The following is a 23,189-nucleotide window of genomic DNA, read 5'->3' on the forward strand; positions in this document are numbered from 1 at the left end:
CATTTGGGCAATGCCCAAATTCGACTACATCATCATCGGCGCTGGGGCATCAGGTTTGATGCTGGCACACCGCATGGTACAAGATGACCATTTCAGGGACCGTTCGATACTCTTGCTCGATAAATCCGATAAATCGATCAACGATAGAACTTGGTGTTTTTGGGAAAAAGGGGAAGGTCGATTCGACCATTTGATCCACAAGACCTGGCCCTTGATCCATTTCGCGGGGCGTCACTTGCACAAGACGACCGACATCGCCCCCTACCAGTATAAAATGATCCGTGGCTTGGATTTCTATGAATACCATTTGGAGCAACTCAAGGCCTATCCGAACATTTCCTTTGAAATCGACGAAGTGGATTCCCTAGTCGAAACGGAGGATCGGGTCGAGGTCAAAGGAGCAATGGGCACCTACGAAGGGCAGGCGGTATTCACCAGCATCTTAGATCGCAAGGTGATGTTCGCCCAAAAGCGCTTCCCTGTATTACAACAACATTTCATCGGTTGGTTCATCAAGACCGAAAAACCGATCTTTGATGTGAAGGCGGCACGCTTTATGGATTTTTCCATCCCCCAAAAAGGAAATACCCGGTTTATGTACGTGCTCCCTTTTTCAGAGACCCATGCCTTGATCGAGTATACCTTGTTTTCGGCCGATCTCTTGGAAACCCACGAATACGAATCGGCGATTACCGACTATATCGAAACGCATTTCGGTCCGATTACCTATGAGATCGTAGAAAAGGAGCGGGGCAACATCCCCATGACCTGCTATGAATTCGAAAAGCACAATAGCAAGCGCATTGCGCATTTGGGAATCGCCGGAGGTTGGGCGAAACCGAGCACGGGGTATACCTTTCATCGCAGCATGTCGAGAGTCGACAAATTGGTCGCCTTTACCAAAACCGGAAAACCCTTCACCGCCTTTTCGAATAAAAACAAGTTTTGGTATTATGATCTCCTTTTGTTGGACGTGTTGTACCAAGACAACGCCTTGGGTCGCCAAGTGTTCGAAGCCATGTTCGAAAAAAGGAGTCCGCAATCCATTTTCAAGTTTTTGGATGATGAAACCAGTTTACGTGAAGATTTTTTGATGATCAACTCCTGCCCGAAATGGCCCTTTACCAAAGCCTTGATCAAACGGTTGTTCTAAACCTTGCGGGTCATGAGCGAAGCGGCGAAACCGCGCAGCACATCTTTTGAGGAATCGGGTATTGAAACTTCCTCCAACACCGCATAAGCGGCATCCGTATACGCTTGAATGGCCGATTGGGTCGCCGAAACCGATCCGCTGGTTTCAAAAAGGGATTTCGCGAATTCGATTTTCGCCTCGACCTCGGTCGGAGTGGTCGAAAAGAGACGCTCGAGCTCTTCCCGATCCTCGGCCGTCGCCAATTCAACGGCCTTGAGATAGAGGTAGGTCTTTTTGTTCTCAATGATATCGCCCCCTACTTGTTTCCCGAAGGTTTCAGGATTTCCGAAAGCATCGAGATAATCGTCTTGCAGCTGGAAGGCCACACCCAGATTGATCCCAAAACGGTAGATCAACTCTTGATCTTTTTCGGCTGCACCTGCGATCATCGCCCCCATCTTCAAGGCAGCCGCGACCAATACCGCGGTTTTGAATTCGATCATTTTAAGGTATTCGGGTATGGTGACGTCGTTTCTGGTTTCGAAATCGACATCGTATTGCTGTCCTTCACAGACTTCCATAGCCGTCTTACTGAACAGGATCACTAAGGGTTTCAGCAATTCAGGAGGGTAGTCTTCAAAATACCCGTAGGCCTGGATCAACATGGCGTCACCCGAAAGGATGCCGGTATTGACATCCCACTTTTCATGAACGGTCTGGTGGCCCCTACGTAAGGGGGCGTCATCCATGATATCATCGTGGATCAAAGAGAAGTTATGGAATACCTCGATTGCTGTAGCAGCCCCCAAGGCTTTATTGAAGTCACCTCCGAAAAGATCTGCGGCCATTAGGGTCAGCACGGGGCGCAATCGCTTGCCACCAAGACCCAAGATATATTGGATGGGCTCGTAAAGCCCCGCTGGTTCTTTAACCGTACTGTGCGAAGCAAGGTGGTCTAGAAAGGCGGCCCGGTAAGAATCAATGGATGGCATGGGAACAAATTTGCCTAAAAATACACTCTATTTGATTAATCGATTTGGTAAAAACCAAAAGCGATGAAAAAAAAATGCAAAAAAAATGCAATAGCTTTAAAAGTCTTCGTCTTTAAGTATGAAGAAGGGTAAATCAGATCACCTTGACCAACGAGAACAAAACAAATCTGGGTTATTTCTTTCAGGATGAATACCAATCACTGAAAGGATACGTGCGCTCAAAAATCGATGATACGACCGACGGTGATGCCGAGGATATCATCCAAGATGTCGCCGTCCGGATTTTCTCTAGGCCCGATGATGCCCTTCCGATCACGAACATCACGGGTTTCGTTTACCATGCCGTACGCAATAAGATCATCGATGTCATGCGTACCAAAAAAAGGCGCGAAGACGATGAAGAAGAATTGGAGCAGCTTTGGACGGAGTTCAGTGAGCGCTTTCACGACGGGCAGATCGAACAGTATCCGAAAGCCTTGCGCAACCAGCTGAAATCGGCCCTGGCACAACTCAAACCGGAATATCGTGACATCATATTGGCGATCGACTTCGAAGGCTATACCTATCGTGAGATCGCTGAAGAATCCGGAATTTCACCGGGCACCCTGATGTCAAGAAGACACCGGGCCCTGTCAATATTGGCAAAACAATTGAACGCATATAACATTGAATGATATGGAACATAAAAGACATCTAGAAGAACGTATGGAGCGAAAAGTAAAACACTATGTGACCAAAGGGGTCAAGGTCTTCGTATTCGCGATTTTCATCATCGGGCTATTCTTTCTCGCCTGTTATGTACTCATGCGGCTTTGGAATTGGTTGATGCCCGACATCTTCGATTTGGGCACCATCTCCTACTGGCAAGCCGTCGGGGTTATGGTACTCGCGAAACTGCTGTTCGGTTTCGGTGGTGGAGGATCCTCATCGAACAAAGGATCGAAATCGAAAAAATGGGAAAAGCGGACCAAGGAACGTTGCAATTCTTGGAAAAAGGACCAAGAAGAATGGAAACTTTACGACCGCTTTTGGAAAGAAGAAGGGGAAACCGCTTTTAAAAAATTCGTTGAAGACCATGAAGCCGATGAAAAAACTGACTGAGCGGCTGCATTTGTTCGGTAACTTTCCACGGTTCAGGGGATTTTACCACAATTCAGCACCAAAAACACCCAATCGGTCCAAATCAATTCGATTCGTTCGTCATGGACAATGATATTTGACAGGATCTAAGGATGCGTTAAATAAATGTAAAACTCAGGAAACTTTTTTTGTTTTAAAAGTTTCCTGTTTAATTTTGGCGGCTCAAATGAGGGATAAAATCTTACATAAGGCCACCGAACTGTTCTTGACCTTGGGGTTCAAAAGTGTGACCATGGACGATTTGGCGAATGAGATGGGTATTTCAAAAAAGACCATCTATTCCCACTTCGAAAACAAGACCAAATTGGTCGAAGAAAGCACCTTGAACCTGTTTTGGTTCATTTCCGATGGGATCAACCAAATCGTTGCCCTGCGCAAAAATCCGATCGAAGAGCTTTATGAGATCAAAAAATTCGTGATGCTGCATTTGAAGGACGAGAAGTCCTCACCGCAATACCAATTGCAAAAATATTATCCGCAGTTGTACGAATCCTTGAAAAGCAAGCAATTCGAAGTCATGCAAGACTGCGTAAAAGACAATGTCTTACGCGGGATCGATTTGGGCATCTACCGGGCCAACCTCAATGTGGAATTCGTTTCACGGATTTATTTTTCAGGAGTGACCAGTATCAAGGACAACACCTTTTTTCCGCAGCGCATATTCACCATGACACAGCTCATGGACAATTACCTAGAATACCACCTACGGGGTATCGTAACCCCAGAGGGCAGGAAAATATTAAACGAAATCATCAATTCAAACCAAGAATAAATGCGAACAATCATCTTAATCGTAACCCTGGCATTTACCTGCTTTACCAACGCACAGGTCGAAGGCAATCGATACAGTCTCGACGAGGCCATCGCCTACGCCCTTGAGCATAATTATCAGGCGATCAACGCCGGCCGTGACCTGGTCGATGCCCAAAAACAGAAATGGGAGACCATTGCCACCGGGCTACCCCAGATCAGTGGGGCCATCAGTTATCAAAACCAATTAAAGCAGCCCGTGACCCAGATCCCAGCCGAATTTTTCGGTGGCGAGCCCGGCACTTTTACCGAAGTGGTCTTTGGCCAGGCGCAAACGGCGAATGCCACGGCGACCCTGACACAGCAGATCTTTGATGGCTCGTACATTGTCGGGGTACAGGCCACCCGGGCATTTTTGAGTTACAGTCAGAACAACAAAGAGAAGACCGACTTGGACGTGCGCAAAGCCGTCGTCGAAGCGTATGGCAACGTGCTGTTGGCTCAAGAGAGTGTATTGATTTTGGAAAAAAACAAGGCCACCTTGGCCAAAAACCTATATGAGACCAAACGCATCTACGAAAACGGATTGGGCGACGAAGAAAGTGTGGATCAATTGCAAATCACCTTATCCTCCATCGAAAGCCAGTTGAAGAATTCGAAACGCTTGGAGAAAATCACCTTGCAGATGTTGAACCTCATGATGGGTGTTCCGATCGAGACCCAAACGATCTTGACCGAAAACCTCGATGCCCTGACCCAAAAAAAGATCGACCTTGGTATTTTGGACGAAGGGTTCTCTATGGAGAACAACGTTGATTATAAATTGGTATACAACCTCAACGAGCAGCGCTATTTTGAATTGAAATTGGCGAAAAGCCGGGCTCTGCCTACGCTGAATGCCTTTGTTAATTACGGGGGCAACTCGTTCAGTGATGATTTCAATTTCTTGAGCAGCGGCCAGCAATGGTTCGGTTTTTCGAATTTCGGGGTCGACCTGAACATTCCGATTTTCAGTTCCTTAGGACGCAGTGCGAGCACCCAACGCGCCAAAATCGCCTATGAAAAAGCCAAAACGCAGTTGACCGAAGCCGAAGAACAGATCCGCTTGCAGCTGGAAAGCGCCAAAAGCGATTATATTTTGGCCATCGAAGAATACGAGACCTCCAAAGACAATCTGAATTTGGCAGAACGTATCGAAAACAAGAACCAAATCAAGTATTCGGAAGGTCTGGCCACCAGTTTCGAACTGCGTCAAGCCCAGACGCAATTGTATGCGACGCAACAAGAATATTTACAATCAATGGTCGATGTCATCAATGCCAAGACGACCCTCGAAACCGTATTGAACAACTAAAAAACAAATCAATCATACACACAAAACGATAAAACAATGAAACAACTAGTGAGCAGTATCCTTTTCGCCTTATTGATCGCCTCTTGCGGTGGTGGTGGGGAAGGAACCGTCGAATCGGTCATCGCGACCCAAGACTTGGAATCGATCCGTGCCAAAAGAACGGAACTCGAAGCGACCCAAAAGACCCTTGAAGAAGAAGTCGCCCTGTTGGATTCAGCGATTGCGTCAATGGACAAAAACGCCAACCTTCCGCTGGTCACTACCTTGGATGTGGCACTTCAAAATTTTGAGCATTATCTCGAATTGCAAGGTGATGTGATGACCAAGCAAAATGTATTGGTCTACCCTGAAATGGCTGGCACTTTGTACAAGGTTTATGTCAAAGAAGGGCAAAAAGTCGCCAAAGGACAATTGTTGGCCGCTATTGACGACGGCGGTCTATCTAGCCAATTGGCCCAATTGAAAACGCAAGCGGCCCTGGCAAAGACCACATACGAACGTCAAAAACGACTTTGGGAGCAGAATATCGGATCCGAAATCCAGTACCTCCAGTCCAAGACCCAATACGAGACCCAAGAAAGCGCGGTCAAGCAATTTGAAAGCCAACTTGCGAAATCGACCATTCGCGCCCCGTTCAGCGGAATCATCGACGACGTGATCAAAGATCAGGGTACGGTGGTTAGTCCGGGGCCGGGATCGGAAGTCTTTCGAATCGTGAATTTGGGTGATATGTATGTTGAAGTCGAAGTTCCTGAATCCCATTTACCGAACGTAACCCCCGGAAAATCGGTTGAGGTGTTCTTCCCGGTCTTGGGTGAGACCGTGGCCACCAAGGTCCGGCAAACGGGCAACTTCATCAATCCTGGGAACCGATCGTTCACGGTCGAGATTCCCGTACCGAATAAAGACGGCCGGGTAAAGCCTAATTTGACGGCCGTTGCCAAAATCAATGACTACACCAATCCGGAGGCGGTATTGATCCCACAAAGTGTGGTTTCTGAAAATGCGGCGGGTGAGCAATATGTCTATTTGGCAACCAGTGAGAAAGAAGAAGAGATCATTGTCAAAAGGGTAATCGTCGAAACCGGAAAAACCCAAGGAGACTTCGTTGAAATCCTAAACGGTCTCGAAGCAGGCAACCAAATTATCGTTGAAGGGGCTCGAAGTGTTCGTGACAACCAACAGGTCAAGATACTTGACAAGGTAGAAACCGCAAATAACTAGACTATGGAAAAAGCCAAAAAGAACGCAAATAAGGAATTTCGATTGTCTTCATGGGCCATTGACAACCCATCGGTAATCTACGTGATGATCGCCATTTTCCTGTTCATCGGAATCTCCTCCTACTTTTCAATGCCAAGGGAAGAGTTTCCTGAAGCGGTTGAGACCAAGATCTATGTGAGTACCATTTATCCGGGCAATACGGCCGAGGATATGGAGCGTTTGATCACCGACCCCCTAGAAGATCGCTTGAAAAATGTCAGCAATTTCGTTGAGATGACCTCGACTTCGCAAGAGGATTACTCCATGGTGGTCATTGAATTCGACGAAAGCATTTCGGTCGAAGCGGCCAAACAGGAAGTTAAAGACGAGGTCGATGGCGAAAAAGCCAGCGAAGACTGGCCCATTTTTAACGGGGCCAAGGTAGAACCGAATGTGTTCGACCTCAACCTTGCCGAGTCCTTCCCGATCCTCAATGTCAATATCAAGGGTGACTATCCGGTTGAAAAGCTAAAGGAATACGCTGAATTGCTCGAAGACGAAATTGAGAACCTTGAAGAAATCAAACAGGTCGATATCAGAGGGGCCCAAGACAAAGAGGTGGCCGTAGCGGTAGACATCAATAAGATGATGGCGGCCAAGGTAAACTTCGATGATATCATCCAAGCCATCGGCAACGGCAACATGACCATGTCGGCAGGTAACCTGATCACCAGTGGGCAACGTCGCACCATTCGGATCACGGGGGAAATCGAAGATCCTTCGGAACTCGATGATTTCGTCGTCAAATCGGAAAACGGGGCCATCTATTTGAGGGATATCGCCGAAGTCAGCTTCACCGAAGAAGACAAGACGACCTATGCCCGCGAAATGGGTGAGAACGTCGTGATGCTCGATATCAAGAAACGTTCAGGAAAAAACGATGTCGAAGGCGTTAAAAAAATCCGCGAAATCGTAGCCGAAGCCCAAACCGATTACCTACCGGAAGACCTCAACATCAGTTTTGCCAATGATAGCAGTAGCAGTACACTGAGCCAGGTCGATGACTTGGTGAACAACATCATCTTTGGGATCATCTTGGTGGTTACGGTATTGATGTTCTTCCTAGGATTCCGAAACGCCCTATTCGTTGGGTTTGCGATTCCTATGTCGATGTTCATGTCGTTCATGATCCTTTCAGCACTGGGGTATACCTTGAATACCATGATCCTGTTCGGGTTGATCATGGGTCTGGGTATGCTGGTCGATAACGGGGTGGTCGTTGTTGAAAACGTCTACCGCCTTATGGAACAAGAAGGCATGTCACGCAAGGAAGCCGCTAAAAAAGGAATCGGCGAAATCGCTATACCGATCATTATATCAACGGCGACTACTGTGGCCGCTTTCGTACCGTTAGGCATGTGGCCTGGTATTATGGGTGAGTTTATGATTTACTTCCCCATCACCTTGTCGGTGGTCCTTGGCTCCTCCTTGTTCGTTGCCATCTTCATGAACTCCATGTTGGTATCGCGTTTTATGGAATTGGGTGAAAAGACCTTGACCGTGAAACAATTGATACGCATTACCTTGATCCTTGGCGGATTCGGACTATTCATTTTCATCGTCGGCGGACCGGTTCGCGGTCTGGGGACCTTGATGATCGTGGTCGCTAGCCAGTTTTGGGTGTACAAATACTTTTTGAAACCCTGGGCGACCCGTTTTCAAAAACACAGTTTGGTGCGTCTTGAAAACTGGTACGAACGCCGACTGAAGCACGCTTTGCGCGGACGCAATGTGTATTGGTATTTCGGTTGTACCATCTTGTTGTTGATAGCCGCCTTTATGGCTTTCGGTGTCTCGGTGGGTAGTCAGCGTACCAAGTTGGAGTTCTTCCCTGACAATACCCCCAAAGAAATCTATGTATACATCGAATACCCCCAGGGTACCGATATCGATAAAACGAATCTCTTGACGGCAGCTATTGAAGAACAGGTGTACGAGATCATCAAAGACGAACAGTACATCAAACAAGATGGGGAAAACTTTTTGGTCGATACTGGGGTTTCACAGGTAGGTAAAGGTGCTGAGAACCCGTTTACCGAAGCCGGTTCAGCCGCTGAGATGCCCCACCGTGGTAAGATTACCTTGTCGATGCAGGAATTCAAGTTCCGAGAAGGTTTGGATACCGAGAAGCTGCGTTTGCGTATCCAGACCGCACTGGCCAATATCTATCCTGGAGTTATCATTTCAGTGGAAAAAGACGCGGTCGGCCCGCCGGCCGGGTATCCAGTCAATATCGAATTGGTCGGAAAGAACTACGATACGCTCATTAGCGTCGCCGAGCGGATGAAAAACTATATCAATACCAAGAGTATCGATGGTATGGAAGGTCTCAAGGTCGATGTCAATAAAGGCAGCCCTGGTATGCAGGTCACCGTCGACCGCCAAAAAGCTGGGGAACTAGGGGTCTCCGTAGGTCAGGTTGGCCAGCAATTGCGTCGCTCCTTGTTCGGTGATAAGGCCGGTGTCTATAAAAAGGACGGTGAAGATTATGACATCAATGTCAGGTTTAATGAAGATCTGAGGTACAATACGAGTGCCCTCTTTAACCAAAACATGATCTTTCGGGATCAGGCTACGGGCCAGATCAAGGAGATACCGATTTCGGCAGTAGCTACCCGCAAGAACACTTCGTCTTTCAATGCGATCAAACACATTAATGGAAATCGGGTGGTGACCGTTTATTCTGGGCTAAAACCAGGAGGTAATGCCACGATTATCGTGGATCAGATCAAAAAGGAAATGGAGAACTTCAAGGACTTGCCAGCTGGTGTCAAGATCGATTATACCGGTGAGCTTGAAGAACAGGCTAAACAACAAGCCTTTTTAATGGGTGCCTTTTTCTCAGGTTTGGGATTGATCATGCTGATCTTGATCTTCCAGTTCGGTGGTATTTCGAAACCAGCCATCATTATGATGGCCATCTTCTTGAGTTTTATTGGGGTCTTCGGGGGCTTGGTCGCCACTGGTTGGCCGTTCGTGATCATGATGACCATGATGGGCATCATCTCATTGGCCGGGATCGTGGTCAACAATGGGGTGGTACTGCTCGATTATACCCAAATACTGATCGATCGTAAGAAAGTCACCCTGGGTATTTCAGACGAAGAGCTATTGACCCGTGAACAAGTGACCGAAAGCATTATCAAAAGTGGTAAAGCCCGTTTGCGCCCTGTTATCTTGACCGCGATAACCACGGTACTCGGATTGATCCCTTTGGCCACTGGCCTGAACATCAATTTCGTGACCCTCTTTGGTCGCTTCGATCCGCAAATCTATGTCGGAGGTGACAATGTCATTTTCTGGGGACCATTGGCTTGGACGGTTATTTTCGGATTGATCGTGGCTACCTTCCTCACCTTGATCATCGTACCGGTATTGTTCAATATCGTCTACCGGATCAAAATACGGTTGCGGGTTTCTGGCAGTAAAGCCAATCAGGCCGAACCGACCATGGATATCGCTGCATAAACGCCATTATTTTCAAATAAAAAAAGCCCCGCCAATTGGCGGGGCTTTTGTTTACATCCAAAATACTACGATCGATCAGTTGATCGCGACCGATTCGGAAGTATTCCAATTCTTGACGCTTACCATACGGTTATCTTTGAAATCGACCTCTTTCAAGACCTCACCTTCCCAAAAAAACCATTTGCCCGAACGTTTTCCTTCGACATACTTGCCCGAAGCGATTTTCGTTCCGACCACATCGTACATCAACCATTGTCCGTGTAACTTTCCGTTCAGCACATAACCGGTCTGTGCGATTTGACCATTGTCGTGAAAATAGGTAGCCTTTACCATGTCCCCGACTTTTTCAAATGTCGGTTCGATTTCTTGCGCCTGGGCAAACATTGAAACCATCACTGCTACTACTAGTATTGCCTTCTTCATTGTATATGGGTTTAAAGTTTCTATTCTATAACATTAACGTTACAAAGTTATGTTTTATTTTACTTTTAAAAAACATTTACATAACATTAAATTTACATTAGAATTATTACTCACTGTTTTTCAATGCTTTACAAAATTTAAAATTGATGGAAAGCGACAGGTAAAATGTATGAACGGTATCGAATATCCCGTGAACGGTAATTCGTGTTTGACCAAAAATCATTTGAAGTAGCCCGTTTTAACTCATTACCTTTGCACATCTAATTTGTTGCCATGTACAGAAGTCATAGCTGCGGAGAGCTGCGCTCAGCACATATTTCGGAAAGCGTACAACTGAGTGGGTGGGTCCACAAGATCAGGGACAAAGGATTTGTCGTCTGGGTCGATCTTCGCGATCGATACGGTCTGACCCAATTGGTATTCGATCAAGATCGAACGGCTTCCGAACTGATGGAAAAGGCTCGCGGGCTAGGTCGTGAAACCGTTGTCAAGGTCGAAGGCACCGTCATCGAACGGGCCTCGAAAAACCCTAATCTGCCTACGGGCAGCATCGAGTTGTTGGTCACCCGATTGGAGGTCCTCAACGAATCGCTCTTACCTCCATTTACCATCGAAGATGAAACGGATGGGGGCGATGACCTTCGAATGAAATACCGCTACCTTGATATTCGTCGGAATCCCGTAAAGGACAACCTTATTTTTCGCCATAAAGTATCGATGGAGGTCCGTAATTATTTGACCGACCAAGGATTTGTCGACGTTGAAACCCCCTATTTAATCAAATCGACCCCAGAAGGGGCCCGTGACTTCTTGGTGCCCAGTAGGATGAACGAAGGACAATTCTATGCCCTTCCCCAATCACCACAGACGTTCAAACAACTCTTGATGGTCGGTGGCCTCGACAAGTATTTCCAGATCGTTAAGTGCTTTCGCGATGAAGACCTCAGGGCCGACCGGCAACCCGAATTCACCCAGATCGATTGTGAAATGGCTTTTGTGACCCAAGAAGATGTTTTGAACACTTTCGAAGGTTTGACCAAACATTTGCTTAAGGAAATCAAAGGGGTCAATGTCGAAGCATTTCCTCGCATGACCTATGATGAGGCCATGCAGCGTTATGGCAATGACAAGCCCGATATCCGATTCGGAATGGAATTCGGTGAGCTGAACCCCGTTGCCCAACACAAAGATTTTAATGTATTCAATAGTGCCGAACTGGTGGTCGGCATCGCCGTTCCGGGCGGAGCCACCTATACCCGAAAGGAAATCGACAAATTGATCGATTGGGTAAAACGCCCTCAGGTCGGGGCCAAAGGAATGGTCTACGTCAAATGCAACGAGGACGGAAGCTATAAGTCTTCGGTCGATAAGTTCTATGATCAAGAAGACCTTGCCCAATGGGCCAAGGCCACAGGCGCCGGGTCGGGCGATTTGATATTGGTGCTTTCAGGGCCAGCCAACAGCACCCGAAGCCAACTGAGTGCACTGCGCATGGAGTTGGCCGAACGCATGGGCCTTCGCAAACCGGACGAATTCGCCCCCCTATGGGTCATCGATTTTCCATTGCTTGAATTGGACGAGGAAACCGGCACCTATCACGCCATGCACCACCCCTTTACCTCTCCCAAACCCGGACAGTTGGAGTTGTTGGAAACCGCACCCGGCCAAGTGAAGGCAAACGCCTACGATTTGGTTTTGAACGGCAACGAGATCGGTGGCGGATCGATTCGTATCCACGATAAGGAAACCCAAGCGATCATGTTCAAGCATTTAGGGTTTACCCCTGAAGAAGCCAAGGCGCAATTCGGATTCTTGATGGACGCCTTCCAATATGGGGCGCCACCACACGGAGGTATCGCCTTCGGTCTGGATCGCTTGGTCGCGATCTTGGGTGGGCAGGAGACCATTCGCGATTTTATTGCCTTTCCGAAGAACAATAGTGGTCGTGATGTCATGATCGATGCCCCTGCGGATATCGACGATGCACAGCTTAAAGAGCTTCATCTTAAATTTAATCGCTAAGGGGGTAACGTTCGGATTTTTAATACTTTTATTAAGAATCAGACCTGAATGGGCAAATCGAACAATTGGCTGACCCGGTTTTTGAAATGGCGCTACAAGCATATTTCGAACAAGACCTTCGTACAACTAATGAGTCTTTTGGTCGGTTTCTTGGCCGGATTGGTCGCCGTTACCCTAAAAAACGTCACCTATTTCATTCAGGCCCTGCTCAAAGCGGGAATCGTTTTTTCTGAAAACCAATTGTATTTCGGACTACCTGTCATCGGTCTTACCCTAGTATACCTTTATGTGAAATTCGTTCATAAACAACCCCTGGGCCATGCGGTATCATCGATCCTTTTTTCCCTTTCGAAAAACAAGGGGGTATTGGCATTGAAGAAAATCTACGCCCCCTTGATCACGGCGCCATTAACCGTCGGTTTTGGAGGTTCGGTCGGTCTATTGGGGCCCGCTGTCGAATCGGGATCCGCCCTGAGTTCGAATTTGGGGCGGTTGTTCCATATTGACGCCAAAACCCGATCCTTACTCATGGCCTGCGCTTCGGCCGGCGCCATCGCCTCCATCTTCCAATCACCGATCGCCGCCATCATTTTTGCTGTCGAGGTATTCAGTTTGGACCTTACCATGCTTTCGGTCTTACCCTTGTTGTTGGCTTCCATCGCAGGGGTGCTTACCTCCTACTTCTTTTTGGGTAATGAAATTTTATTCAGCTTTTCGCTTAACGAAGGTTTTCAACTCAACGACACGCTCTTCTATGTATTGCTCGGTGGGGGTACCGCCTTGGCCTCCATATACTTTACCAAAATGTATTTCGGCATCCTTTCCATATTCAAGCGATGGCGCAGTCCGAAATACAAACTGCTGTTCGGGGGGATCGCCATTGGAATCATGTTGTATTTGATCCCACCACTGTATGGTGAAGGTTTCGCCTTTATCAACAACTTGCTTGATGGCGACCATATCAAGGCGCTAGGCCGAACCCCGTTCGACGCCTATTTGGAAAACATCTGGGTGGTCATTCTCTTGTTGTTCGGCATCACCATTTTCAAGGCGATCGCCATGACCACGACCTTCGCCGCAGGGGGTGCGGGAGGGATTTTCATCCCTACCATGGTGATGGGTAGTGCCTTGGGCAATGTGGTTGCCAAGGTCATCAACAACCTTGGTCTGGGTTTTGAGGTTTCGGAAAGCAACTTCACTTTGATCGGTATGGCGGGACTTATCGCCGGGGTGATCCACGCGCCCTTGACCGCGATTTTCCTCATTGCCGAAATCACAGGTGGCTACGAATTGTTCGTTCCATTGATGATCACCGCGTCCATATCGTACCTCGTGACCAAAAACACCTTGGACTATAACATCTATACCAAAGAACTGGCCCAACAAGGGGCCCTGTTGACCCATAACAAAGACCAAACGGTATTGACCTTGATGGAATTGGACGAGGTCATCGAAACCAATTTCAAAACGGTACGCCCAGAAATGGCATTGGGTGAAATGCTCAAGGGATCCGTGTCAAAATCGACCCGCAACCTTTTCCCCGTTTTGGATGGTGAGGGTAAGTTGATGGGGATCATCTTGCTTGATGATATCCGTGAATTCATGTTCGATGCCACCTTATACGAAACCATATTCGTCAAAGATTTGATGCATGCACCTCCCGAACATATCTTTTATGGTAAGGATGCGATGAAACAGGTCATGCAGAAATTCCAGGATAGCGGTGCTTGGAACCTTCCGGTCATCAAGGAGGGCAAATATGCCGGTTTCGTTTCCAAATCCAAATTACTCACCGCGTACCGAAGAAAACTGATCAATTATACCAGATGATGAAATTGAAATACCTAATCGTACTTATTGTCTTAGCTTCTTTTGGCGCTATCATCTACGGGTTCAATCTTGATGAGTCAGAGGTCGAAACGGCGAATAAATGCATCGGTTTCGGTACCATTGGGCTTTTTTTCGTGGCCATGCCCCTTTTTTTGTTCAAGGAAAGCAAAGGGAAAAAAATGAAAGATTACATGCTTACGAAGGAAAATATTGAAAAAATGCAAATGAAAAACGGCGAAAAAACTGATAATCAATAATTTTCAAGAGAATTCATAGCATATTCGAACCAGTGAAAGTTAAAAAACCTACCTTCGCACTTTAACATTTATCACATTTTAATGACTGGCACAGTAAAATTTTTTAATGATTCCAAAGGATATGGTTTCATTACCAACGATGACACCGGTAAAGACATCTTCGTTCATGTCACCGCATTGAACGGGGTCGAACTGAACGAAGGCGACAAAGTAGAATACCAAGAAGAAGAAGGAAGAAAAGGAGTGGTTGCTGCACAAGTGCAGGTAATCAGCTAAATATATAGTATTCTTTACGATTGTGAACCCTGACCTATTGGTCGGGGTTTTTTATGCGCTAAGGTTTCCGCTCAATTTAAATTCCTGCGTTGGATGAAAAAGCGCTTCAAGAGCTCGGATGCTTCGGCTTCCATCACCCCGCTCACGACTTCGGTCTTTGGGTGTAGACTTGTGCCCATAACGTTGTACCCACGTTCAAGGTCGGAAGCAGCATAGACGATTTTTGAAATTTGAGTCCAGTACAAGGCTCCCGCACACATTTGACAGGGCTCAAGGGTAACATATAGCGTACAACCCTTGAGGTACTTGCCCCCCAAAAAATTGGAGGCCGCCGTAATGGCTTGCATTTCGGCATGGGCAGTGACATCGTGCAGTTGCTCGGTCAAGTTATGGGCCTTACCGATGATCCGGTTTTTGACCACCACTACGGCCCCCACCGGAACTTCGCCCAATGCAAAAGCGGTCTCGGCCTCTTGCAAGGCCTTTTTCATAAAATAGGTATCGTCGAACGGATTCACCATAAGCAAAACAAAGTGCAAAACTACGAATCAGAATCCAATGGCGATTCGGTATTTTTGAAGAATGAAACCGTTGTTGGATGTCATAGATTCGCCGGCCGATCTTAAGAAGTTGCATTTAGGGCAATTGCCCCAACTTGCCGAAGAACTGCGCAAGGCCATTATCACCGTCGTTGCCACCAAAGAAGGACATTTAGGCGCCAGCTTAGGGGTCATTGAACTGACCATAGCCTTGCATTATGTTTTTGACACCCCCAATGATAAGTTGATTTGGGACGTCGGCCACCAAGCCTATGGGCACAAATTATTGACCGGCCGACGGGAACGTTTTGCCACCAATCGGCAAATGGGCGGTATCAGCGGATTTCCTAAACGCAGCGAAAGCCCCTATGACGATTTTGGAACCGGGCATAGCTCTACGTCGATATCGGCCCTTTTGGGAATGGCCATGGCCTCCAAAATTCAAGGGGAAACGGAACGTGAACATATCGCCGTTATTGGCGATGCGTCCATCGCTAGCGGTATGGCATTCGAAGGATTGAACCACCTTGGGGTCACCGATACCAACGTACTCATCATACTGAACGACAATGCCATTGGTATCGACCCAAGCGTCGGGGCGCTTAAGAACTACCTGACCAATGTCAAAAAGGGCACTGCCAAAGATGAAAATCTTTTTGAATGTCTTAATCTACATTACTCAGGGCCCCTAGACGGGCATGATTTGGATGGATTGATCACAGAGTTACAGCGCCTGAAAAGACAAAAAGGTCCGCGCTTGCTGCACATCATCACCACCAAAGGCAAAGGCCTACAACAGGCCGAAGAAAATCAAGTGGTGTACCATGCCCCTGGCAAATTCGATGTCGCCACCGGAGAACGGATTCCAAAAACTACTACGGCCCTTCCCCCGAAATTCCAAGATGTATTTGGACATACACTCGTCGAACTCGCGAAAAACAACCCGCGAATCGTAGGGATAACCCCCGCCATGCCTACCGGCAGTTCAATGAAGTTCTTGATGGAAGCATTTCCGGAACGGGCGTTCGATGTGGGAATCGCGGAACAACATGCCGTGACTTTAGCCGCCGGTATGGCCACCCAAGGTTTGGTTCCGTATTGCAATATCTATTCTACTTTTTTACAACGGGCCTATGACCAACTCATCCATGATGTGGCCCTACAAAAGCTGCCGGTCATTTTTTGTTTGGACCGCGCCGGACTTGTCGGACAAGATGGCCCGACCCACCATGGGGTCTTTGATCTGGCCTACCTGCGTTGCATTCCGAACATGAGTCTATGTGCCCCTATGGATGAGATCGAATTGCGTCAAATGCTCTACACGGTGCAATTGGGAATCGATGGACCCATCGCAATACGATATCCCAGGGGGAGGGGTGTTACTTTGGATTGGCGCCAGAAATTCGAACCCCTACCAATCGGCAAAGGGCGTTGTTTGAAAAAAGGAAATGCCATCGCTTTTCTGACCATCGGCCCGATCGGGAACCAAATTACCGAGCTGATCCAGCAACGAGACGACCAAGAACGGTTCGGGCATTACGATATGCGATTCGCCAAACCGTTGGACACGGAACTTTTAGAAGAGGTGCTGCAGCGCTACGATCATATCATCACCCTGGAAGATGGTTGTGAAATAGGAGGTTTCGGTAGTGCAGTCGTCGACTACGTGAATGAACACGGGCATGGCAATCACATCAAGGTTTTCGGTATCCCTGACGAATTCATGACCCATGGCACTCCAGATGAATTGTGGCAAATCGCCGGTATCGAAAACCAATCGGTAACCGCCTACCTAAACTCCTTAGCATGATAACGGACACCCGCTTACGTCAGATTGGTGTAGACTACCTTCAAAAGTATGCCGATAAGGACCTCGATGGGGTTGGAGCTTTATTCGCCGATGATATCAGCTTAAGGGATTGGAAAATCCATGTCAGGGGTAAAGCCCTTGCTTTGGCGGAAACCAAAAAAAACTTCGCAGCGGCAAAAACCATTGAAATCAGCATATTGGACATGTTCACCCATGAACGGACTTTGGCCGCGGAACTGAAGATTACCGTTGACGGTTCCGAAGAACTTTTCGTTGTCGATGTCATCAGCGTGAACGAAGCGCATAAGATCAATTCGATACGGGCCTATTTGGGTAGGGCTGATGCTCCCTAAACGACTCCGCCCAATATGCGCTGGTGCAACTGAACCGCCGCGCTATCGGACAGGCTGGCAATATAGCTACAGGTATTCAACAAAATCGCATAAGCAGATCCCTCAACCGATTGAAGGTGTTCGGGCAAGGTGTGTAAGAGCAAGTTGTGGTACGCGCTCGACCTGCCTTCTTTTTTGGCCAGAAGTGCTGAAGTATACACCTCCAACAACTCCCCGATAATGGCATAGCCGGCCAATTCCTTTTCGATTACTTCAGGCGATTGGTAGATCCGTTCGATGCTGAGCTTGATGATATCATCGATCTGGGCCGTATAGGCGCATTTATCCAATAAGGCCGTTTCAAAATTCCCGGAACGGATCGCTTCTTCGTTGGCAATGAAAATTTCAGTGGCCTCTCTGATCAGTGTATTGATCGCCAAGGCCCTTAAGTAGGCCAATCGGTCTTTGGTCGCCTTGATCTTGTGGTACTTCGAGCTATTGATATTGTCTTTGACCAGTTTGATCAGGTATTCCAAGGCGAATTCCTCCGGAATGAAGCCGCGGTTGATCCCATCTTCGAAATCGATGATCGTATAGCATATGTCATCGGCGGCCTCGACCAAATAGGTCAACGGATGCCGATGAAAACCAGACCCCTTGGCTTTCGGTGCTAAACCCAATTCCAAGGCAACGTCTTTAAAGGACGTTTCCTCTGTTTGGAAATAGCCGAACTTCTTATCTGAAATATGTGGGGTAGGTCTTTTTGGCAACGACGCTTTCGGATACTTCGTAAACGCCCCTAAAGTGGCATAGCTCAATCGCAAGCCACCAGGCACCCCTTCCTTGGATTCGGTCAACAGTTTAAACCCATTGGCATTGCCTTCGAAATCGATCAGGTCTTGGTATTGCGTTTCAGTGAGCAACTGTCGGTATTGTTTCCCCGGGCCGGTTTCGAAAAAAACACCGATAGCCTTTTCCCCACTATGGCCAAAAGGCGGGTTGCCGATATCATGGGCCAGGGCTGCAGCGGCGACGATGGCCCCAAAATCATTAAAATGGTACCCTTTTGCAACCAATTCGGGATATTTTGCCAAGACCGCCTTCCCTGCGATCCGCCCTAAACTTCTACCCACGACCGAGACCTCCAAACTATGGGTCAATCGGGTATGGACAAAATCCTTATGGGTTCCCATATGGATAGGTAGGGGTACCACCTGGGTTTTATCTTGTAAACTGCGAAATGCAGAGGAGAAAATAATACGGTCATAATCCACTTCAAAACCCAAACGGGTATCGTCTTGTTCAATGCGCAACCTTTCGCTACGGTCACCGTGGCGTTTCAATGATAGGAGCCGTTCCCAATCCATTCCCTGTTCGATTTTGATGCAAGATACAGCTTCGTGTTAGAAAGAAATCCTATTTTCAGCACTATGTTAACCTAGCCCTAACCATAACTTAACCTAACTGCATTTTCTTTGCCGCTTGTAAACAAGCGTGATTTGAAACGAACGATAACCCTTTTAGCGATACTGTTCTCATTGACGGCCACAGCCCAATTCGACGGGCAGATTTCAGGCAAGGTCCTGGATCTTGAAATGAACGGAGAACCTTTGCTATTCGCAACGGTCAGTTTGGCAAATACTACGTACCGGACACAAACCAACCTTCACGGCAACTTCGAGTTCACCGATTTAAAGCCGGGCAGCTATGTGTTGCAACTTTCTTTTTTGGGATATGAATCGCAAGAAATGGAAATCGAGGTCAAGGCGGGTGGGCAGACCGAAGTCCTTTCCGAAATGCATGCATTGCGTCGGAGTTCTCCAGGTTTGTCGTTAACGGCTGTTGAAGCGATTCCTGCCGATGCCAAGGCCGAGAACCAGAAGTAATAACTTCCCTAAAAAATAAAAAAGGGGCCTGATGGGCCCCTTTGATTTTTATATCGTTCCTGGATCAATCTTTAATGACCAAGCCGGAATTGGAGTCTTTATTGACCACACTCACGATCCCGTTTTCATCGAAACGTACTTCTTTGACCACATCGGCATTCCAAAACAACCAAGTGCCCGTTCGTTTGCCCCTAAGGTAGGCTCCCTCACTCAATTTTTCACCGGTTTCGCTAAAGCTCGTCCACTTTCCATGCAATTTCCCTTTAGTATCAAAGGTGCCTATTTGACTGATCTGCCCATTATCATGAAAATATGTAGCCTCGACCAGATTCGTGGCCTCGTTATGTTTCATGACCTCTTTCTTTTGGGCAAAGGTGGTGGCGGATACTAGAATGGCTAAAGTGAACAGCAGTGTTTTTTTCATCACGCGAAGATTTTTGGATTGGGGTGGTTACAAAGTTACAAAAAATAAACTATTAATTTACATTTAATTAACATTGATTCTTTTTCCTTCATTCCGGCTTATTCCCGTAGTGTCCAAAAGGCAATGCCGTTGCATGTAGCCGATGCCGGTCAAAAGCAGGGCGAGAAAGGGCTTTCATAACCTTATTTTAACCTCTTTCATCGATAATAATGGCATTTTTGCGTACTTTCAAAAAGCACTATGGGCGAGAATATCTACATTTTCATGGTGGTCGCATTAGCGGTACTGGCCATTACCGATTTGGTTGTTGGGGTCAGTAACGATGCAGTGAATTTCCTGAATTCAGCGATCGGTTCAAAGGCGATTTCCTTTAAGACCATTATGATCGTTGCGAGCTTGGGCATCGCGTTCGGGGCTATGTCTTCTAGTGGAATGATGGAAGTCGCCCGTAAAGGGATATTCAATCCGACCGAGTTCGTATTCGCCGAGATCATGATCATATTTATGGCGGTCATGATAACCGATATCCTGCTTTTGGATTTTTTCAACACTTTGGGGATGCCCACATCGACCACCGTATCGATTGTATTCGAACTATTGGGGGCGGCCGTGGCCATCTCGTTGGTCAAGATCATCGCCCAAGACGGCAGTTTCTCCGATTTGGGCAGTTACATCAACACCGAAAAAGCCACTGAGATCATTTTCGGGATTTTGCTCTCTGTTTTCATAGCCTTTACCATAGGCGCTATTGTACAATACCTTTCAAGGGTCCTGATCTCTTTTAAATTCGAGGATAAACCAAAATGGGTCGAATCCCTTTTCGGGGGTGTGGCGATTACGGCCATCATCTACTTCATCTTGGTAAAAGGCTTGAAAAGTGCCAACCTTTTCGACGAATCCATAGTCGAATTCGTGTACAATTCCACCGAGTTGTTCCTTTTGGGTAATCTTATCGTTTGGACGCTCATCTCATGGGTCTGTTCCACTTTTTTAAACTGGAGCATCTATCGGGTCGTCATCGTATTGGGAACCTTTGCCTTGGCCATGGCCTTTGCCGGAAATGACCTGGTCAATTTCATCGGGGTCCCGATTGCTGCCTTGCAATCGTTTCAAGATTGGCAAGGTTCTGGAATCGCAGCTGCCGATTTCAATATGCAGGGGCTGACCGCCGCGGTACGGACCCCTACCCTTTTGCTCTTATTATCGGGCGGCATCATGGTCGTCACCCTATGGTTTTCATCAAAGGCGAAGAGCGTCGTGAAGACCAGTGTGGACCTTTCCCGACAAGACGAAGGTGAAGAACGTTTCCAACCGAATTTCTTATCGCGACAAATCGTAAAGTTCAGTGTCGCGGCAACCGAAAGTGTTTCGAGCATCATACCCCCTTCGTTGGCAAAGCGTATCGATGAACAATTTGAAACGCCCTATACCTATGTCCCGAAAAGCAAGGTTCAGGATATGCCTGCTTTTGATATGGTAAGGGCTGCGGTCAATCTCATGGTCGCCAGTGTTTTGATATCGATCGCAACCTCAATGAAACTTCCGCTGTCGACCACCTACGTGACCTTTATGGTCGCCATGGGGACTTCGCTGGCCGATAGGGCCTGGGGGGCCGAAAGCGCCGTGTATCGGGTAGCAGGTGTCTTAAACGTGATCGGAGGCTGGTTCTTTACGGCCATTTCTGCATTTACGGCAGCAGCTATTATTGCGTATATCTTACATCTTGGAGGCTTCGTAGCAGTGATTTTATTGCTGTTGGCAGCTGCGGCCCTGTTGCTCCGCAACTATATGGCCCATAATAAAAAAACCAAGGTGATCAAGGCCGAAGATAGCTTGAGAAGGGCCGAAAGCAGTTCGATCCAAGGGGTCATTGAAGAAAGTGCCGACAACATCGGCAAAATGATCAAACGCACGAACAAGATCTATACGGGAGCCATTAACGGCTTGGCCCGACACGATCTTGAAGCCTTGAAGAAAAACAACAAGGGGGTATCGAAGATGTCAAAAGAGATCGAAGGCCTCCAGAACAACATTTTCTACTTTATCAAGAATCTTGATGAATCAAGTGTGGGTGGGGCCAGTAATTTTTATATCGCCTTACTGGGCCATTTGGAAGATCTGGGGCAATCACTCGAATTCGTTTCGAAAATCGGGTACACCCACGTCAACAACAACCACAAAAAATTAAAGTACAACCAGATCAAGGAATTGAAAGATTTGGATATCAAACTGGAGAAATTCTTCGAAGAAACCGCCGAGACCTTCAGCAACCGTTCCTTCGAAAAAATCGGTAGCATGTTGGCCAGTAGGGAATCGTACACCAAATTGATCGATCAAAAGATCGAAAAACAGGTGGCCCGAACCCGAACCGAGGAATCCAGTCCGAAAAACACCCGCTTGTACTTCTCCTTATTGACGGAAAGCAAGGACTTGATCAATGTCGTCATGAACCTCATGGAGTTGTTTTTCGTTGAACATGATAGTTCGGTAGAGCCCGCCCGAATCAAAACCAGACCCGAAGCATGATACGTTACCTTATCGTCCTTGGGGCTTTCCTTTGCACAGGCGTGGTCAAGGCCCAACTTTCTGCTTCGGAATTGCTCGAAAAGGCCATTGCCTTTCACGATCCCCAACAAAACTGGCAGGAATTCAAAGGAGAATTCAACGTTCGAATGGAAACTCCCAAATCTTCGGATAGGAAGAGTACCATCGCCATCGACTTTTCACGTCGATTCTTTGAACTACAAGTCTCGAAAGATACCGACACCTATGTCTACCGTTTCAAAGGGAACGATTGTGAAACTTCATTCAATGGATCGACGGAAGTCACCGATGGGGATCGGGAACGGTTGCGCTTGCATTGCGATCGTGGTCGAATGATGCGGGATTATTACACCTATTTGTACGGACTTCCTATGAAACTTAAAGATCCGGGAACTCGACTTGCTGAGAAAGTCGAACGTAAAACCTTCAAGGGCAAGACCTACTTGACCCTAAAAGTCACCTATGATGCCGAAGTAGGTGATGACACCTGGTATTTTTACTTTGATCCCGAGACTTATGCCATGGAGGTGTACCAATTCTTCCATGATGAGAGCAAGAATGACGGGGAATACATTCTTCTTGACGGTCTGAAGGAAGTCTCCGGCATTAAAATGCCGCGAACCCGGGCTTGGTATTACAACAGCGACGACACTTACTTGGGCACCGACATCCTCGACTAGCCCGTACAAACCCTTCCATTCCGGATCACATTTCAAGGCGATTGTCAAATACCCTTGCCGCACGAAA

Annotated in this window: 20 protein-coding genes; 15 read left to right on the forward strand and 5 right to left on the reverse strand. The window is 47.3% G+C overall.

The genetic code is table 11. From position 1 onward, the window contains the following. Positions 1-10 precede the first annotated feature (10 nt). Complete coding sequence (locus ABV409_RS03195) at positions 11-1,153, forward strand: lycopene cyclase family protein (RefSeq protein WP_353876101.1); 1,143 nt, start codon at positions 11-13, stop codon at positions 1,151-1,153. Here the strand turns inward: ABV409_RS03195 and ABV409_RS03200 are convergent. Beyond that, the gene (locus ABV409_RS03200; RefSeq protein WP_353876102.1) at positions 1,150-2,124 is read right to left on the reverse strand and encodes a polyprenyl synthetase family protein; all 975 of its coding nucleotides are present in this window, start codon (positions 2,122-2,124) and stop codon (positions 1,150-1,152) included. The genes ABV409_RS03195 and ABV409_RS03200 overlap by 4 nt on opposite strands. Before the next feature lie 143 nt (positions 2,125-2,267). Between ABV409_RS03200 and ABV409_RS03205 the strand changes: the two genes are divergently transcribed. From ABV409_RS03205 to ABV409_RS03230, 6 genes are all read left to right on the forward strand, one after another. Continuing rightward, positions 2,268-2,798 carry an RNA polymerase sigma factor gene (locus ABV409_RS03205; RefSeq protein WP_353876103.1) on the forward strand — a complete coding sequence of 177 codons (531 nt, stop codon included), beginning with the start codon at positions 2,268-2,270 and terminating at the stop codon, positions 2,796-2,798. A 1-nt stretch (position 2,799) separates the two neighbouring features. After that, positions 2,800-3,225 (forward strand): hypothetical protein, encoded by a 426-nt coding sequence (locus ABV409_RS03210; protein WP_353876104.1) that lies wholly within the window; start codon positions 2,800-2,802, stop codon positions 3,223-3,225. 205 nt (positions 3,226-3,430) lie between these two features. Continuing rightward, positions 3,431-4,036, forward strand: coding sequence for a TetR/AcrR family transcriptional regulator (locus ABV409_RS03215; RefSeq protein ID WP_353876105.1), 606 nt, complete (start codon positions 3,431-3,433; stop codon positions 4,034-4,036). Further along, positions 4,037-5,368 carry a TolC family protein gene (locus tag ABV409_RS03220; protein ID WP_353876106.1) on the forward strand — a complete coding sequence of 444 codons (1,332 nt, stop codon included), beginning with the start codon at positions 4,037-4,039 and terminating at the stop codon, positions 5,366-5,368. Positions 5,369-5,404: 36 nt separating this feature from the next. Next, complete coding sequence (locus tag ABV409_RS03225) at positions 5,405-6,592, forward strand: efflux RND transporter periplasmic adaptor subunit (protein ID WP_353876107.1); 1,188 nt, start codon at positions 5,405-5,407, stop codon at positions 6,590-6,592. Between the two features lie 3 nt (positions 6,593-6,595). Beyond that, positions 6,596-10,099, forward strand: coding sequence for an efflux RND transporter permease subunit (locus tag ABV409_RS03230; protein ID WP_353876108.1), 3,504 nt, complete (start codon positions 6,596-6,598; stop codon positions 10,097-10,099). A 75-nt stretch (positions 10,100-10,174) separates the two neighbouring features. Here the strand turns inward: ABV409_RS03230 and ABV409_RS03235 are convergent, their stop codons facing one another. Beyond that, on the reverse strand, positions 10,175-10,522 hold the full coding sequence (locus tag ABV409_RS03235; protein WP_353876109.1) for a toxin-antitoxin system YwqK family antitoxin: 348 nt from the start codon (positions 10,520-10,522) through the stop codon (positions 10,175-10,177). 273 nt (positions 10,523-10,795) lie between these two features. Here ABV409_RS03235 and aspS point away from each other — a divergent pair, with 273 nt between their 5' ends. The 3 genes from aspS to ABV409_RS03250 all read left to right on the forward strand — a co-directional run bounded on the left by aspS (position 10,796) and on the right by ABV409_RS03250 (position 14,907). Further along, positions 10,796-12,544 carry an aspartate--tRNA ligase gene (gene aspS / locus ABV409_RS03240; protein WP_353876110.1) on the forward strand — a complete coding sequence of 583 codons (1,749 nt, stop codon included), beginning with the start codon at positions 10,796-10,798 and terminating at the stop codon, positions 12,542-12,544. Positions 12,545-12,592: 48 nt separating this feature from the next. Further along, positions 12,593-14,374, forward strand: coding sequence for a chloride channel protein (locus ABV409_RS03245; protein ID WP_353876111.1), 1,782 nt, complete (start codon positions 12,593-12,595; stop codon positions 14,372-14,374). 338 nt (positions 14,375-14,712) lie between these two features. Beyond that, positions 14,713-14,907 (forward strand): cold-shock protein, encoded by a 195-nt coding sequence (locus ABV409_RS03250; protein ID WP_353876112.1) that lies wholly within the window; start codon positions 14,713-14,715, stop codon positions 14,905-14,907. Between the two features lie 71 nt (positions 14,908-14,978). Here the strand turns inward: ABV409_RS03250 and ABV409_RS03255 are convergent, their stop codons facing one another. Further along, a complete protein-coding gene (locus ABV409_RS03255; RefSeq protein WP_353876113.1) occupies positions 14,979-15,428 on the reverse strand; it encodes a nucleoside deaminase in 450 nt (149 codons plus the stop codon). Positions 15,429-15,489: 61 nt separating this feature from the next. On the opposite strand from ABV409_RS03255, the gene ABV409_RS03260 reads away from it, so the two are divergent. Together ABV409_RS03260 and ABV409_RS03265 are read left to right on the forward strand one after the other, a co-directional pair. Beyond that, a complete protein-coding gene (locus tag ABV409_RS03260) occupies positions 15,490-17,256 on the forward strand; it encodes a 1-deoxy-D-xylulose-5-phosphate synthase (RefSeq protein ID WP_353876114.1) in 1,767 nt (588 codons plus the stop codon). Continuing rightward, positions 17,253-17,609, forward strand: a complete 357-nt coding sequence (locus ABV409_RS03265; protein ID WP_353876115.1) for a nuclear transport factor 2 family protein — start codon at positions 17,253-17,255, stop codon at positions 17,607-17,609. The genes ABV409_RS03260 and ABV409_RS03265 overlap by 4 nt, the downstream gene beginning before the upstream one ends. Here the strand turns inward: ABV409_RS03265 and dgt are convergent. Further along, complete coding sequence (dgt, locus tag ABV409_RS03270; RefSeq protein WP_353876116.1) at positions 17,606-18,955, reverse strand: dGTP triphosphohydrolase; 1,350 nt, start codon at positions 18,953-18,955, stop codon at positions 17,606-17,608. The genes ABV409_RS03265 and dgt overlap by 4 nt on opposite strands. A 132-nt stretch (positions 18,956-19,087) precedes the next feature. Here dgt and ABV409_RS03275 point away from each other — a divergent pair, with 132 nt between their 5' ends. Next, positions 19,088-19,474 (forward strand): carboxypeptidase-like regulatory domain-containing protein, encoded by a 387-nt coding sequence (locus ABV409_RS03275; protein WP_353876117.1) that lies wholly within the window; start codon positions 19,088-19,090, stop codon positions 19,472-19,474. Positions 19,475-19,538: 64 nt separating this feature from the next. Here ABV409_RS03275 and ABV409_RS03280 read toward each other — a convergent pair whose 3' ends face one another. Next, positions 19,539-19,898 carry a toxin-antitoxin system YwqK family antitoxin gene (locus ABV409_RS03280; RefSeq protein WP_353876118.1) on the reverse strand — a complete coding sequence of 120 codons (360 nt, stop codon included), beginning with the start codon at positions 19,896-19,898 and terminating at the stop codon, positions 19,539-19,541. A 240-nt stretch (positions 19,899-20,138) separates the two neighbouring features. On the opposite strand from ABV409_RS03280, the gene ABV409_RS03285 reads away from it, so the two are divergent. Together ABV409_RS03285 and ABV409_RS03290 are read left to right on the forward strand one after the other, a co-directional pair. Further along, positions 20,139-22,424 (forward strand): inorganic phosphate transporter, encoded by a 2,286-nt coding sequence (locus ABV409_RS03285; protein ID WP_353876119.1) that lies wholly within the window; start codon positions 20,139-20,141, stop codon positions 22,422-22,424. Beyond that, positions 22,421-23,122: a DUF6503 family protein gene (locus ABV409_RS03290; protein ID WP_353876120.1), complete on the forward strand. Its 702-nt coding sequence runs from the start codon at positions 22,421-22,423 to the stop codon at positions 23,120-23,122. The genes ABV409_RS03285 and ABV409_RS03290 overlap by 4 nt, the downstream gene beginning before the upstream one ends. Positions 23,123-23,189 lie beyond the last annotated feature (67 nt).

The organism is Flagellimonas algarum (assembly GCF_040513375.1).
Taxonomy (GTDB): domain Bacteria; phylum Bacteroidota; class Bacteroidia; order Flavobacteriales; family Flavobacteriaceae; genus Flagellimonas_B; species Flagellimonas_B algarum.